We start from the raw sequence: 15637 nt of genomic DNA, 5'->3' as shown, positions 1-15637 counted from the left end.
ACATTACAAGAAAATCATTGAGATTGATTATCAGTCTCTTTTGGAGGGATAAAAATGGCTTCTACCTCTTGCTCATTGCTGCGACTACAACCGGGTTCGACCGGATATATTCATAAAATAGAAGGAATCAATCCTATCCTACGCCGTCGTCTGGCTGATCTTGGAGTGTCCGAGGGTGTGAGCATTCGCCTGAAAGGAAAAGGACCTTTTTTAGGACCTATTACCTTAGAGTGCAATGGACAACTGTTCGCCATCCGCCGGAAGGAAGCTTCATTGATTGAGGTGAACGTGTCTTGAGTTCAATAGCTCTTGTAGGTAACCCCAATACAGGTAAAACCTCTCTTTTCAATACGTTAACCTCCTCATACGAATATGTTGGTAACTGGTCAGGGGTAACTGTAGAAAAGAAGATCGGCAGCCTGAAGAACGGCGCTGGCAAGCTCATTGATTTGCCGGGCATCTATTCCTTGCACCCACTCTCACGCGATGAGGGGGTTGCTGCCCAGTATCTAATAGAAGAATCTCCAGAAGCCTTAATTAATATCGTGGATGCTTCACAGCTGGAACGAAATCTGCTGCTCACGCTTCAATTACTTGAGTATGGCAAACCTACCTTACTCGGACTGAATATGATTGACGTCGCTAATGCACGTGGAATTCGCATCAATCATGAAGTCTTACAATCACGACTGGGTATAACTGTCCTCCCGCTTGTTGCAAGAACGGGAAAAGGCTGCGCACAAGTCCTCAGTATTTTAGAGAAATCCTCTGCGATTCCCGCTGTAAAGTTCAAGTTGAACTACGGTGAGATTGTAGAGCATGCGATATCTTCTATAGAAAAGGAATTACTTCCTATCAAGGACTTACCCAATCACCGCTGGATTGCTTTACAGCTTATGGAGCAGAATCCGGTTATTCTTCATTTTCTGAAGACACGTATGGACACCACTCGCCTGCTAAACATCTGTGAATCCTGTCAGAGTGAGCTACAGATCAAAAAGCTGGCCCTGACGCTCCCCCAATGGATTCGCTCACAGCGGATGGATTATATCCACTCCATTTGTGAGGTTGTACTTGATACAACAACGCAGAAACCTCATAACTTAACAGAAAGATTAGATTCCATATTGACGCATCGTTTTCTAGGACTGCCCTTATTTATCTTCTTTATGTATGCTCTCTTTAAGACCACATTTGACTGGGTCGGCGGACCTCTATCAGATCTCCTCGATGGCCTGATCTCCGGACCGATTAGTGATGGAGCCAATTCCCTGCTTCAGACGCTTGGAGCATCCAGCTTCACGCATGCCCTGATTGTCGATGGATTAATTAGCGGTGTAGGGGGCGTCCTCGTCTTTGTCCCGCAAATCTTCATTCTCTTCCTGATCATTTCCTTCTTGGAGGATTCAGGATACATGGCTCGGGTTTGCTTATTAATGGACAGCACCATGGAACGTATGGGACTAAACGGAAAAGCATTTATTCCATTCATCATTGGCTTCGGCTGCAATGTACCTGCCATAATGGCGGCGCGCAGCATCGAACAGCCCAAAGACCGCATGCTGACCACCTTGCTAATGCCGCTGATGTCCTGTTCTGCGAGACTGCCTGTTTACGCTTTATTCGCAGCTGTGTTTTTTCCGGCGCAAGAGGCCGTAGCAGTTCTGTCCATGTATGTGATGGGTATTGTGTTTGCTCTGATTCTTTGTAAGGTATTCTCTAAATATTTATTCAAAAATGAATCCTCAGTTTTCATGATCGAGCTTCCACCTTATCGTATGCCGCAGATCAAGACCTTATCGCGCAGCACTTGGGAAAAGGGCAAGGGTTTCCTGCGAAAAGCTGGAACTATTATTCTTGCAGGCTCAGCAATTATTTGGTTTATGTCTTATGCCGGTCCTGGCGGGTTTGATGTGGACATGGATCACAGCTTCCTGGCTAAGTTTGGGGGTATGATCGCACCGCTACTGGCACCGCTTGGTTTCGGAACATGGCAGGCTGGCTCTACGTTGGTTCCGGGATTTTTGGCAAAAGAGGTCGTAGTCTCTACCATGAATATCATCTATCATGCACCAGATGCTGCTGGTTTAGAAAATCAAATCTCTCAAGTCTTCACACCGCTAAGTTCGATCAGCTTCATGGCCTTTATCCTGCTTTATATTCCTTGTTTGGCTACTGTAGGGGTTATCAAAAAAGAAACAGCGTCTTGGAAATGGACCTTCTTCTCCATGGGGTATTCTCTCGTTCTGGCGTATATCGTATCTTTAATTATTTTTCAAGGCGGACGGTTATTAGGATGGTCGTAGACTTGTAAATTATAAGATTCTCATGATGAAAGTGGGGTACCATTATGATAAATGTTGTGATTGTCGCCTTAATTTTCGGTTATTCTGGCTGGACCATCTATCGACATGTGCAAAAGGGAAAGCAGGGCGCTTGTGCAGGCTGTGATAAAGGAAAAAGCTGCTCGGCAGCATCGATGGATTCCCCGCTTTCTTGTTGTTCAACACCGGTTAACAACAAGAAGTAGGCTTGTAAAATGGGCAATAAATAGTGATTTATCGTTTAGCCTCCTTAACTAACGGGTATGTTTGTTATAAGCAACTACAGACAATACCAAGGAGGTAATTCCTATGAATACCAAAAAGACATTATTTACAACGGTCGCATTGGGAGCAGCATATTTACTGAAGAATAAGGGAACTCGCGATAAAATTATGAACGGCATTCAATCTTACACTTCCCAATCGAAGGCCAAAAAATCCAGTCGTACTGTTTAAGCTTCTGCTCTTGGATTTCAATAAAGGGGTGTTCCCTAAACCAGACTCTGGTTTAGGGAACACCCCTTGTTGTTTAGATCGGACAGCTCCCCGGATGTTTAGATCTCGCTTTCGCTCAGCAGCCACTGAATGATAGAACGAACCATGACACCTGTTGCTCCCTTAGGATTAACTCCACGTTCTTTAGATACATATGCAGTGCCAGCAATATCTAGATGAATCCATGGCAAGCCCTCAGCAAACTCACCTACAAATAATCCGCCTGTAGTGGCTCCACCATATCTTCCAGCAGTGTTACGGATATCGGCAACCTCGCTCTTTAGCATCTCACGAAATTCCGGGTATGCCGGAAGCTGCCAGACCTTTTCCCCTGAATAGCTTGAAGCGGCCAGAAATCGCTCCAGAAACGCTTCATCATTAGTTACAGCACCTGTTGCTATATCTCCCAAAGTGGACAACACAGCGCCTGTCAGTGTAGCTACATCGATAATACGTTTCGCTCCCCATTCCCGAGCATAAGTCAGCGCATCTCCCAGTACAATTCTGCCTTCAGCGTCGGTATTCAACACTTCTATCGTTCGTCCGCTCATGGAGGTAATAACATCTCCAGGCTTAAAAGCATTGGCCGATGGCATATTCTCCGCAGACGGAATAACCATAACGACATTAATTCGTGGACGTAAGCGGCCAAGCGCCTCCATTACTCCGAGTACAGCCGCTGCCCCACCCATATCACTAATCAGCTCTTCCATGCCTGGTGCTCTTTTTAAGGAAATCCCGCCGGTGTCAAAGGTAACTCCCTTCCCTACAAGCCCCACTACCTTATCCCAATTCCCTGTCCCCTGATAACGGATGACGATCATTCGTGGAGGGTTTACACTTCCTTTTCCGACTGCGAGCAATCCGCCCATTCCTTTTTGCTCAATTTCCCGTTCATCCAGCACCTCAGAAGGAAAGCCATATCGCTCAGCAACCTCTATAGCGGCCACAGCAAGGTCTGAGGGGGTCAATAGATTACCAGGCATGTTGGTCAAGCTCCGCGCCAAATTCGTGGCCTCACCGAAAGCTAGCCCCTTCTGAATGCCTTGAGTCCAATCCCGTCCGGCATTACCCTCTAATTTCTCTTTTATAGTGAAAACAACTGCTGTTGGGCCTGTATAAAAAGACTGCACCTGCTTATAGGTAGCCCGGCGATAGGAACCTAGCATTAGCCCCTCCGTCAGCGCATAAGCAATAGAAGTCACATCCTTCTCTACGGTAAGCTCCTGTAATTTGTCCGGCACTTCAAATACCAGCTTGAGCGCCTTCAAACGAAGCGCTGCACGAGCTGTCTGAGCCCCCATTTGCCTTAGATCCTCAGTCGTGAGAAGTTGGTCCCCCCTGCCAACCAAAATAACAACAGGACAACCAGATGAATTCTCAGCAGGTAGTACATAAGTCTGATTAAGCTTGCCTTTAAATAAACCCGTCTTTCCCAATAGGCGAATTCTGTCATCCCATCCTTCGGAAAAGCCTCCATTCTCGACCTCAGACTCAGAAATAATAAGGATAAGGGCATCACCCTGCACATTGTTGGCAACACCACTGTTGTATTCTATATTCATTGTGATTACCTCCATTTGTTTCCCAAAACCAACACCCATTGTAACATAAGCAAAGGCTGATCTCCGCATCTGTATTATCCGCAGGGATCAGCCTCTTATTACTTATTCTAATGGATTAATGGCAAAGAGATCACAAAATGAGTACCCTCGTTAACTCTGCTGCTAACAGAAATGCATCCGCCATGATTTTTGATGATGCGGTCACTTACGGAAAGACCCAATCCTGTACCATTCTCTTTGGTAGTAAAGAAAGGATTAAATAACCTGTCCAGTGTACGAATATCCATTCCTTTACCGTTGTCAGATATGAACATACGGACCTCAGAGCCTTCTCTGCGGGCACCAACCTCGATTTTCCCCATCGAATCATCTTCTCGATCCGCTACAGCCTCCATCGCATTTCTAATCATATTAAGCACAACTTGCTTCATCTGTTTGACATCTCCAGAAATCACCATGTCCTCTTGAAGAGGATGAAGATTGATCTGGCAGCCCTTCATTAAAGCTTCGCTCTCTGTAAGGAGAACAACCTCCTTGAGCAATGCGGACACGGGTATCATCCCCACCTGCGGAACTGACGGCTTAGAGGAGGAGAGAAATTCATGGATAATATCGTTCGCACGATCGATCTCGGCCAATATAATCTTGGCATATTCCTCTTTCCCCAGTTGGTGCAAGTATGGATGAAGCAGTTGAATAAATCCCCGGATCGCGGTCAACGGATTCCGGATTTCATGGGCAATAGATGCGGATAATTTGCCTAGCATAGCCAAGCTATCGTTCTGGTAAGCCGTTTGTTCGATTAACTTATAATCCGAGATTTCCTTGACAGTGAACAAATAACATCCTTTCATTTGCTCTCCGCAGCATAAAGTAACCTTCCAGTAACGGCCATACTCGTCTAGAAACTCATAATTTGATTTTCCTTTGTATACCATCTCTCTGTAGCTCTGCATTACTTGTTTTTTCTTGGAACGGCTCAGTCGAACATTAGACAGTAGATGGGAAAATGTGCAGCCCACAAGAGAGTGACGGGTAAGTTCAAGCATCCCGTACATTTGCTTATTTACAAAACTTATAACTCCCTCTTCATCAAAAAGCATGATTCCGCTGTCAATATTCTCTAGAACATCCTCGTATGTAGTATCCACAGGTCCAGTTTGATAGGTTCTTCCCGGTAATAGAAGACTTTCTTGATATTGGCTAATCACGATACGAAGTTCCCCCTTTTACTGCATTTGACGAAGACGCTTAAGCGACATCAAATTACTATGTATTTGAGTGTATGACGAAGCCGCCAGAACATTCGGTAATCGTTGCACTTTTTCCAACCGGTTCAATTATATTCCAATCATATCCAAGAGAACTAGACAACGCAATCGGAGAAACTGTCGAATGGTAAAAAAATTCATAAAATGATTCCAAAGACATATGAAACATCACATCAAATTATATTTATCGCTATTTATTCGCCTAAATGATTTAAAAAAATCTAAAAAGGATCACGAAAAACTAAAAAGGATTATAAAAAGCTAAAAAGCCCCCGCGATTGCGGAGGCTTACATGGAAAAATGGGGCATGCCCAAAAAATTAGTAATAAACTTATGCCTTTTGTTGCAGGCGTAGACGGCGCTGACTCATCACAGCTAACCTTTTTTTCAATTCCCGTTCCCACTTGGTATCCTCAATCTGTTTGGCTACAGCTAGCAGATCAAGCGCCATATCGATTTGATTGCGTACAACGGCTAGAGGATCTTCACTCTCGACGTTAATGACGTTCTCGAAAATTGCAGTTTCGTCTTCCATGACATAGTCCTGAAAGTCCACGTCGGTAACACCATCTCCATGTGCATATTCCGCTAAGATCTCATATTCATTCTCGACCTTGTAGTGAACCTCCACACGATGACATACCGGACAAAAAAGCAGGGGAACATTATGGACTTGCGTGCGATAATGTTTTAGGGTCCCCTTTGTTCCTACCATACTCGCTCCACAGCAAAAGCTCATATTTGTTCGCCCTCCTTAGAAGTAACCCTTTGATTGTTTATTATTGTATTACATTACCCCAATGGAGATTCCTCCACTCGAGGACATAATATAACTTTTCGCGCCTATTTTCAAATCTATTTAGATATACAAGATCTTTTGGTGCAAAAAACCCCCTTACAGAAAATTTTCTGCAAGGAGGTAGAAATCAGAATATCAAAGATCACTATGATAACGGTCTAAAATTTACAGATTCTTATCGCCCGGCTTCCAGTTCATTGGGCATAAACCACCAGATTGCAAGGCTTGCAGAACACGAAGAGTTTCTTCCACACTGCGGCCTACATCATTGTGGTTAACGACTTGATATTTCAATTCGCCTTCAGGATCGATAATGAACAAGCCACGCAATGCGATACCTTCTTCTTCAATCAGAATGCCATAGTCTTTAGAGACTTGTTTCGTAATATCAGCTGCAAGCGGGAAATTCAAACGACCCAGGCCGTTGGAATCCTTAGGGGTATTAATCCAAGCTTTGTGGCTGTGGATCGAATCGATGCTTGCGCCGAGAATCGCTGTATCAAGTGCTTCAAACTGTGCTGCTGCGTCACTGAGAGCTGTGATTTCAGTTGGACATACAAATGTGAAATCAAGCGGATAGAAGAAGAATACAAGCCATTTGCCACGATAATCAGACAAGCTTACTTTACCAAAATCCTTACCATCACCTGATACGGTTTCCATAGTAAAATCGGGAGCCGGTCTACCTACAAAACGTTCCGCCATTGCTAGAATCCTCCCTCTGATTATGTAAGAAAAAATACCATTTGTATCTCTCAATATACTGAAAAATGCTGAAATAGATAATATCTTGTCTACTTAACAAATGGTATCATCGCACAAAATCAAAGTCAAGATTAGATCAATTATTTATTTATAATTATTATAAATAAAGCATTAGGCTTTGCGGATTGCTGCAACAATCAGGTCGCCCATTTCAGTTGTACTGATCGCTTTGCTCTTATCCACGGCGATATCACTTGTACGGTGTCCTGCATCCAATACTGCAGCAACTGCCGCTTCGATTGCAGCAGCAGCATCCTCATAACCAAAGGTTAAGCGGAACATCAGGGCCAGCGACAAGATTGTTGCGATCGGGTTCGCAAGCCCTTGTCCGGCAATATCAGGAGCAGAGCCGTGAACGGGCTCGTAGAGACCATAGTTGCCGTCACCCATCGAAGCTGAAGCAAGCATACCGATAGAACCTGTTAGCATAGCAGCCTCGTCGCTCAAGATATCACCAAACATGTTCTCAGTAACGATAACGTCAAAGCTAGATGGACGGCGCAGCAGCTGCATTGCGCAGTTATCAACCAGTACATGCTCTACCTCTACCTCCGGATATTCTGGAGCAATCTTATTCACAACCTCACGCCACAAACGTGAAGTTTCAAGTACATTCGCTTTATCAACACTCGCCAGTTTATTACGGCGCTTGCCGGCAATCTCAAAAGCTTGGCGGACAATTCGTTCTACTTCCATTACGTTATATACACAGGTGTCCACAGCTTCTTCACCATGTTCTCCTTGACGGCGCAATTTATCTCCGAAGTAAATCCCGCCAGTCAGTTCGCGAACTACCATAAGATCTGTGCCTTCCAGGACTTCAGGCTTCAAAGTCGAAGCATCCTTAAGACAGTCAAATACGACAGCTGGACGCAGGTTGGAGAACAACCCCAGTGCTTTGCGAATTCCAAGCAGTCCGGTTTCGGGACGAAGCTCCTTTGGATTATTATCCCATTTCGGTCCACCAACAGCACCCAATAACACAGCATCTGCGCTACGACAGATTTCAAGTGTATCTTCCGGCAGCGGAGTCCCCTTCTCGTCTATTGCGATACCGCCAAATAATGCGTGCTCTGTTTCAAAAGCATAACCGAATACTTCTTCTGTTACTTTTAATACTTTTTCCGCTTCTGCTACAACTTCTGGTCCAATACCGTCCCCTGCGATTACGGCGATTTTTTTAACTTCACTCATCTCAGTCACTCCTCAAGTTTTCTGCTCTAACAGACATAGTTCTTCTTTATATTGTTGTATCATACCCAGTCGTAAAGGACAAAGATATAGATTCTATTGAGCTGATAGGTATAGCCTATAAACAATCAGGATCAGACCACCACCCTCAATGCTGAGCATATTTGCTCTTAGTTCTGAAGATGTTTACAATTAATATGAAGTCATCTATCAAAGGAGTGAATGCGAAGTGCAATATGCAAAGCTTGGCAAATCCGGCATGAAGGTCAGTCGCCTATGTCTAGGAACGATGAATTTTGGCCCGCAGACGGATGAAAAAGAAGCCTTCCGCATCATGGACGCTGCACTGGATGCAGGTGTTAATTTTTTTGATACCGCTAACATTTACGGCTGGGGTGAAAATTCTGGCCTGACTGAAACCATTATTGGACGCTGGTTTAAGCAAGGCGGCGGGCGGCGGGAAAAGGTTGTACTAGCCACCAAAGTTTATGGAGCCATGAATGATAAACTTGATGGTCCTAATGATGAAGAAAGATTATCCTCATATATCATTCGCCGCCATCTTGAAGGGTCCCTGCAGCGTCTTCAGACCGATCATATTGAATTGTACCAGATGCATCATATAGACCGCAGTACGTCCTGGGAAGAGCTCTGGGGGGCTTTCGAGCTGGCTGTGAGTCAAGGCAAGATTGGTTATGTCGGTTCCAGTAACTTTGCAGGCTGGGATATCGCCATAGCTCAACAAGAAGCTAAGGCTCGTGGTTTTCTTGGACTAGTCTCAGAGCAGCATAAATACAGCCTGACCTGTCGGCTTCCTGAACTTGAAGTTTTGCCAGCCGCTCGCCATCTGGGGCTAGGTATTATTCCTTGGAGCCCACTCGATGGAGGTCTTCTCGGAAGAAATGCACTCAAAAAAATAGAGGGCAGCCGAAGTGGCGGAAATGCAGATCGTGTAGAGCAGCACAAGAGCCAGCTTGAGGTTTTTGCCAGCTTATGTATGGAGCTGGGAGAACCACAGGATAATGTCGCTCTTGCTTGGTTACTGGCTAATCCTGCTGTAACTGCTCCAATTATCGGCCCCCGCACCCTGGAGCAATTTGAGAGTGCGCTGCGCAGTCTTGAGATTGTGCTAGATGAAGCTGTGCTTAAACGACTAGATGAAATATTCCCTGGACCCGGCGGTGAAGCCCCTAAAGCGTATGCTTGGTAGGTAAGTTCTATCACAAAGGAGCTGAGGCCTCAGCAGAATCAATACGCTGAAGCCCCAGCTCCCTTTTATTCATTCTTATTCAGCTGTGTCCACGGTCACACTTCCATTACTCGTGCTTAAGTCCACAGTATAAGTGGCTTTACCAAGCACAGCGGTACCATAGCTATCGCCGTCCCGATCCCAGGGTACATTCCCCTTCAGCGAGCCATTGCTTGTATCTGCAATAATCTTCGCATCCGACACGGCCGGCAAGCCCACTATAATCTTTCCGTTACTGGATGTACACTTCCAGTTTCCGGTCACTGCTGAGTTTATAGTAATTTTGCCGTTGCTGCTCTTGGCTGACAACGCCCCATCAATGTTATCCAATACTATGGCTCCATTAGAGCTCACGAGTTCAACTTCACCTTGGATATTCTGTACGGATAGTGACCCATTGCTGGTATGCGCATCCACTTCGCCGACAATATCATGAATATTTAATGCACCATTACTTGTCTCAACCTCTATACCTGACTTTAGATTCCAGGCTTCTATAGAGCCATCACTTGTCTCAACCTCAACAGCAAGGTTATTGGGTGCACTTACATTTAGATAAGGACTTTTGGTATTGAATCCAAACTGAATGTTAGAGAACCAATTATGATCGGAATCAAGCTCCATAATCAGTGTATCTCCTTCAGTACTAACCTTCCATTTCTTTTCCAGTGCACTTTCAGCATCACTTTGCGATTTTCCAGGCAGCAGTAAACTTCCCTCATAATCCAAAGAGCTTCCAGCTACACCCTCAACCTTTACTTTTCCACTCGGAAGTACGATTTTGAGCGTCGTAATATTCTCTTTCACTTCCACATTCCCACTAAGCGGAGTTAGATGTGTATTACCGATCAGATTGCTGAGTGAACCTCCCGCCATTACTGTCTGAGCACCACTTGCTCCGATCAGTACAATAATTAACAGGATGGCCCAGCCGCTTACACGGCTTTTGACATCGGATTTGATAAAAAGTCTTATCAACATCTCAAGTCCGAATAAGACCAACAACGCTGGCCATAAAAAACCAAGCACCTCATAGCTGATCATATCATACTGAGCCATCACGATAATGACACCAAGGGCAATGCAGCCCAAGGCTGCTGTGAAACTTCCTATTTTCCATCTCCCCATAGTTAAATCCCCGTTTCTTATGCTCTCGTATTGTTCCTTAACATCTTTAGTCCGTACGCAATCAGACCCACTGATAATAAGATCGTGCCGATGTTGATCTCAGTCAGCATATCCCAAAGGGTAGGGAAAGCTGTGATTACCAACATGAGGAATCCAGCAACAACACAGCCGATTCCCACCCAAGCTGGATTGATCTCTTCATGCGGATATCCAGGCATAGAGGACATACCCATGGTCCAAGGGGCTCCGAAGCTGTCTGGATGAAACATCATTCGTTCGTGTTCAGCAGCAGTTATTTTCATCCAAGCCGCCTTCTGCAGGGCATCAAACAATTGATAAAACCACAGCGCCGCCAGGGCAAACGGGAAGATCAAGGGCTCGGACGGAATAAACATTATACATAAGGACGCCCCGATCATAAACTGTAAACCCTGCTTTTTAAAGCCTAAGTACAAATGACCTACTCCAGGTACCATAGCCAGCATAAAAGTGAGCCAACGTCTCTTCTTAATCATAATATATCCTCCTAAAATTTGGGTAGAAAAACTTTAGCCAATTTAAACATCTATTAATGGTCAATTATTTTATTTCTATCTCCCAAAGCCACCAAACCACTGGGTTACTGAATTCGACATATGGCCGTTTATTTCGGTAATGCCATAGGCCAAATTCTCAAATACCCCAAACTGCAACAATAACAAACTGAGGCAAGCAGCCACTCCATAATGAATCCATGAGGTTTTTGGGGCAGAACGACGTCTTACATTTGTCGCCTTAGTCGCTCGTGATCTGCGCCCTGTTTCGAGCTGCTCAATATGTGTCATAACATCTGCTGCGAGATCCGGGAAGTCCATCTGCGCCTGCAGCTGTTCTCTGTCAGCATCCATTTCCGACCACAGCTCCGACATTGCTTTGGCTTCCTCCAGCCACTCTGCGCAATCAGGACATGACTCTATGTGCAATCGGATACTCAGCTCCATCTCTGGAGACAGTAGGCCGTCTATATAATGTGGCATCCATTCCTTCACTATTGCACAATTCATCGCCATTCCTCCCTTTGTTTACGCATCATCTGTCTGGCTCGATAAAGCTGCGATTCGATTGTTTTCACGGAAACTCCCTTTTGCTCTGCAATCTCTTGGTAGGAATTCCGCTGAAAATAGTACAGCTGGACGACCGACCGGTACGGTTCCGCCAGACTGTTCACATTCTCTCCTAATTCAGCTGATGTTTCCTGCTCAAGTACCTCATGCTCCGGAGTTTGAGACGTTACCCAATCATTTTCTGTGTAATCAGCTGCACTTCGGTACTTCCACTCCCTATCGTTGGCCCGTTTCCAGTCCAGACAGGTGCGGTAGGCAATCCGATACAGCCATGTCGAGAAGGAGGACTGTCCTCTGAAAGAGGGGAGCGCTTTATATGCTTTTATAAAAACCTCCTGGGCCATATCTTTGGCCGATTCGGCTTCCCCTGTGATTTTGACGCATACTCTGTATACCATGCCTTGGTAACGTGTCACCAAATGCCCAAAGGCTTGATGTTGACCGTTCAGCACAGCAGCAATCCATTCTGCCTCTTCCAGCTTTCTCCCCTCCTTCACCTTCATAACGTTAGACGCCAGACAATCCTTCCCCCCTGCAACCTATGCATAAATTTTTTTGAATTTTTTGAAATAGGCCGAAGAGAGGAATATATAGTTTGTTGTCGAATAATGTTTAACTACTATGACTAAAAGAAAACTCTTCTTAATTATCGCATTGTTTCTTATTATACTCACTGGATTTCGTATCCTATGGGTAATGATTTCTCCACACACCACACAACCACCATTGATCAATGGGGTGTTGGATTTACGGGATCAAAATTTGAATCCGGACAAACTTCTTATTTTAAATGGGCAGTGGGAGTTCTACCCGGGTATGCTGCTTCCTTCATTCAACGAACAATCTCTAACTTCTGCTCCTACAAAATATATACAAGTCCCGGGGAACTGGAAAGATGCACTTAGCGATAGCGATAGTGATAAATCGGCTTATGGCTACGGCTCCTATCGACTACGTGTGCTTACAGATAATAATAAGAAGCAATCTTATAGTCTTCTCATTTCCGGAGCTCGCTCTTCTTCAGAAGTGTATATCAATGGTGAACAGCTGGGCAGCTCTGGCACTCCTGCTGAGAGTAAAGAGCACTATATCCCATACATACTGCCTTATTCAGTATCCTTTACAACCGATAAAAGTGAACTTGAAATTGTGATCCATGTAGCCAACTATTCCTTTTCCCAAACGGGAGGCATTTCTAAAACGATTGTATTTGGCAGCGAAAAAGCTTTAACACAGGAAAGACTGCTCTCTATTAGCCTACAGTTGCTATTATGTGTTGTACTGCTGCTGCACGCTGTATATGCTGTTATTTTATATATAATTGGGCTGCGGCAAAAGATGTTGATCTATTTTTTTCTGCTGGTAATATCCGCTATAACTACTGTACTTATAGATGATGACAGGCTTTTATTGCACGTACTTCCCTTGAACTATCAATGGAATTTCAAACTATTTTTTATCTCTTATATTGCTGTATTTATTTTTATCCTGCAGACAAGCAAACATCTTTTGTTCGCGGATTTAAAAATAAAAAGTATTCGTATCCTAACCATCCTGTCCATAGTAGACATCCTGTTCATATTATTTGGACCCGTTGTTCACTATTATGAATTTCACACACTGATTTTCGGCATAAATTTATTAGTTTTAGCATTAGGTGTCGTAATTCTTTTTCTGAGATCTATTGTTAAAAATTACGAAGGCTCTATTTTCCTGTTGTTATCCATGCTTGCCATCGTTAACAGCACACTTTGGGGAATGTTCAAGAATTATAACTGGGTCAACGTTACCTATTATCCTTTTGATCTAATTATCGCCTTTTTGTGCTTTGCGACTTTTGGATTTAAGCGATATCACTGGAATACTAAGGAGACAGAAAAACTGGCGCACAGCCTGCAGAGAAGTGTTACGCAAAAGGATGTTTTTTTGGCTAACACCTCACATGAATTAAAAAATCCGCTGTACAGTATCATTAACATTGCCGAAACTGTTCTGGACAGCGAGCGTGACACTGTAACGCATCAAAATGCTGAGAATTTAAAACTGCTCATTACCGTTGGAAGACGTATGTCCCTTCTGGTAGACGATCTGCTGGATCAATCCCAGCTCCGTGAAAGCAATATACAATTGCAGCTCAGAGAACTTAAGATTCAATCCTTCGCAGTGGGTGTGCTTGATATGTTCAAATTCTTAACAGAAGGGAAATCTTTAACCTTAATCTCAGAAATACCAGATTCATTCCCTTCTATTGTGGCTGATGAAAAAAGACTCATTCAGATCTTGTTCAATCTGCTTCAAAATGCTGTTAAATATACGACTGTAGGCACGATAAGAATCCATGCAGATATTCATAAAAAATCGGCGCAGATTCATATTACGGATACTGGTCTTGGCATGAACGAGGAGACGTTGCTCAGAGCTTTCCAGCCCTATGAACAGGGCGACTCCAGCATGAACGAAGTTAGCGGTGGCATCGGGCTTGGATTAAGCACCAGCAAGCAGTTAGTTGAACTTCACGGCGGGAAAATAAGTGTAGTCTCTACACTTGGAGAAGGTACTACCTTCACATTCACAATGCCGTTATACGATTCAACCAGCCGGGTATTGAATTCAGAACTGCCCTCTATGACTGAATTCTCGGACACGCCATCTATGATCACTTTATCCAAATTAACCGCGCCGGGTATCGTTTCATCAGCCCATGGCAGGAGACCCAAGCTTCTGGCTGTAGATGATGATCCGGTTAATCTAAAAATACTTACCAACGTACTTTCCATCAAGGACTATGAAATCGTTACGGTGACCAGCGGAAACGATGCTTTACTATTGCTGGATACCGCTCAGTGGGATTTAATTATTACAGATGTAATGATGCCACAAATGTCCGGGTATGAACTGGCGCATAGAATTCGTGAACGTTACACCATTGCTGAGCTTCCCATTTTGCTTCTGACGGCACGAAACCAACCAGAAGATATTTATACCGGATTCATTTCAGGTGCAAATGACTATGTAATGAAGCCTATGAATGCAATAGAGCTGAAGGCCCGTGTACGCTCCTTAACAGATCTAAAACAGTCCGTAAACGAACGGCTTCGTGTGGAAGCTGCCTATCTTCAAGCGCAAATACAACCACATTTCTTGTTCAACACATTAAATTCAATATCCGCGCTGGCCTCTTTTGATATTAATAGAATGAGTCACCTTGTGGATGCCTTCAGCTCTTATTTGCGTTTAAGCTTCAATTTCCTGAATGCTGAGCCTATGATACCGATTGAACGAGAGCTTGAGCTTGTTCATGCCTACCTCTACATAGAGAAGGAGCGCTTTGAAGATAGGATGACCATTCATTGGGATTATGAGGAAAGCTTGCATTTTCAGCTGCCGCCTCTGACTATACAGCCACTGGTTGAAAATGCTGTCCGGCACGGTATTTTGAGTCGCTCCCAAGGAGGAACGGTGTCCATAACCATCAAGGAACAAGCTGGCGATATTGAAATCACGATATCAGACAATGGCCAAGGCATGAAAAACGAACAACTCCAGCAGTTGCTCAGCAATCCGTCTAATGATGTACGAGGAATCGGATTTTTAAATACACATAAACGGCTGTTGCGGGTCTACGGAAAAGGGCTGCAGATTAAAAGCTCCGAAGGGAAAGGAACTTCTGTGAGTTTTATTATTCCTTCTGACAAAAAAAATCCGATTCGAAAACTTTCTGATTAACAGACAAACTATTGTGAACCC

At 44.3% G+C, this 15637-nt stretch carries 15 protein-coding genes; 6 read left to right on the top strand and 9 right to left on the bottom strand.

Annotation, left to right across the window (positions count from 1 at the left end; all coding sequences use genetic code 11):
• Positions 1-54: 54 nt before the first annotated feature.
• The 4 genes from PODO_RS06275 to PODO_RS31440 all read left to right on the top strand — a co-directional run bounded on the left by PODO_RS06275 (position 55) and on the right by PODO_RS31440 (position 2780).
• Positions 55-297, top strand: coding sequence for a FeoA family protein (locus PODO_RS06275; RefSeq protein ID WP_036680093.1), 243 nt, complete (start codon positions 55-57; stop codon positions 295-297).
• Entirely contained in the window at positions 294-2306 is a 2013-nt protein-coding gene (gene feoB, locus PODO_RS06270; protein WP_036680095.1) for a ferrous iron transport protein B, read from the top strand. Before PODO_RS06275 ends, feoB begins: the two co-directional genes overlap by 4 nt.
• A gap of 44 nt (positions 2307-2350) precedes the next feature.
• Positions 2351-2530: a FeoB-associated Cys-rich membrane protein gene (locus PODO_RS06265; RefSeq protein WP_038569228.1), complete on the top strand. Its 180-nt coding sequence runs from the start codon at positions 2351-2353 to the stop codon at positions 2528-2530.
• 103 nt (positions 2531-2633) lie between these two features.
• Positions 2634-2780 carry a hypothetical protein gene (locus PODO_RS31440; protein ID WP_169744741.1) on the top strand — a complete coding sequence of 49 codons (147 nt, stop codon included), beginning with the start codon at positions 2634-2636 and terminating at the stop codon, positions 2778-2780.
• 98 nt (positions 2781-2878) lie between these two features.
• Here the strand turns inward: PODO_RS31440 and PODO_RS06260 are convergent, their stop codons facing one another.
• From PODO_RS06260 to leuB, 5 genes are all read right to left on the bottom strand, one after another.
• Positions 2879-4384 (bottom strand): leucyl aminopeptidase, encoded by a 1506-nt coding sequence (locus tag PODO_RS06260; protein ID WP_143766164.1) that lies wholly within the window; start codon positions 4382-4384, stop codon positions 2879-2881.
• A 107-nt stretch (positions 4385-4491) separates the two neighbouring features.
• A complete protein-coding gene (locus PODO_RS06255) occupies positions 4492-5595 on the bottom strand; it encodes an ATP-binding protein (protein ID WP_038569226.1) in 1104 nt (367 codons plus the stop codon).
• 391 nt (positions 5596-5986) lie between these two features.
• Positions 5987-6394 (bottom strand): hypothetical protein, encoded by a 408-nt coding sequence (locus tag PODO_RS06250; RefSeq protein ID WP_036680100.1) that lies wholly within the window; start codon positions 6392-6394, stop codon positions 5987-5989.
• 225 nt (positions 6395-6619) lie between these two features.
• Positions 6620-7159: a peroxiredoxin gene (locus tag PODO_RS06245; protein ID WP_038569225.1), complete on the bottom strand. Its 540-nt coding sequence runs from the start codon at positions 7157-7159 to the stop codon at positions 6620-6622.
• A gap of 171 nt (positions 7160-7330) precedes the next feature.
• Entirely contained in the window at positions 7331-8413 is a 1083-nt protein-coding gene (gene leuB / locus PODO_RS06240; RefSeq protein WP_036680106.1) for a 3-isopropylmalate dehydrogenase, read from the bottom strand.
• A 226-nt stretch (positions 8414-8639) separates the two neighbouring features.
• Here leuB and PODO_RS06235 point away from each other — a divergent pair, with 226 nt between their 5' ends.
• The gene (locus PODO_RS06235; RefSeq protein WP_038569224.1) at positions 8640-9620 is read left to right on the top strand and encodes an aldo/keto reductase; all 981 of its coding nucleotides are present in this window, start codon (positions 8640-8642) and stop codon (positions 9618-9620) included.
• 75 nt (positions 9621-9695) lie between these two features.
• On the opposite strand, the gene PODO_RS06230 is transcribed toward PODO_RS06235, so the two are convergent.
• From PODO_RS06230 to PODO_RS06215, 4 genes are all read right to left on the bottom strand, one after another.
• Positions 9696-10787: a LiaI-LiaF-like domain-containing protein gene (locus PODO_RS06230; protein WP_038569223.1), complete on the bottom strand. Its 1092-nt coding sequence runs from the start codon at positions 10785-10787 to the stop codon at positions 9696-9698.
• 17 nt (positions 10788-10804) lie between these two features.
• Entirely contained in the window at positions 10805-11302 is a 498-nt protein-coding gene (locus PODO_RS06225; RefSeq protein WP_036680114.1) for a hypothetical protein, read from the bottom strand.
• Positions 11303-11377: 75 nt separating this feature from the next.
• Positions 11378-11830: an anti-sigma factor family protein gene (locus tag PODO_RS06220; protein WP_038569222.1), complete on the bottom strand. Its 453-nt coding sequence runs from the start codon at positions 11828-11830 to the stop codon at positions 11378-11380.
• Entirely contained in the window at positions 11827-12393 is a 567-nt protein-coding gene (locus PODO_RS06215; protein ID WP_051491104.1) for an RNA polymerase sigma factor, read from the bottom strand. Before PODO_RS06215 ends, PODO_RS06220 begins: the two co-directional genes overlap by 4 nt.
• 118 nt (positions 12394-12511) lie before the next feature.
• Between PODO_RS06215 and PODO_RS06210 the strand changes: the two genes are divergently transcribed.
• Positions 12512-15616 carry a hybrid sensor histidine kinase/response regulator gene (locus PODO_RS06210; protein WP_038569221.1) on the top strand — a complete coding sequence of 1035 codons (3105 nt, stop codon included), beginning with the start codon at positions 12512-12514 and terminating at the stop codon, positions 15614-15616.
• Positions 15617-15637: the final 21 nt, after the last annotated feature.

Origin of the sequence: Paenibacillus odorifer, assembly GCF_000758725.1 — a bacterium.
Lineage (GTDB): Bacteria > Bacillota > Bacilli > Paenibacillales > Paenibacillaceae > Paenibacillus_AQ > Paenibacillus_AQ odorifer.
This window is presented reverse-complemented; position numbering and strand designations above follow the sequence as displayed.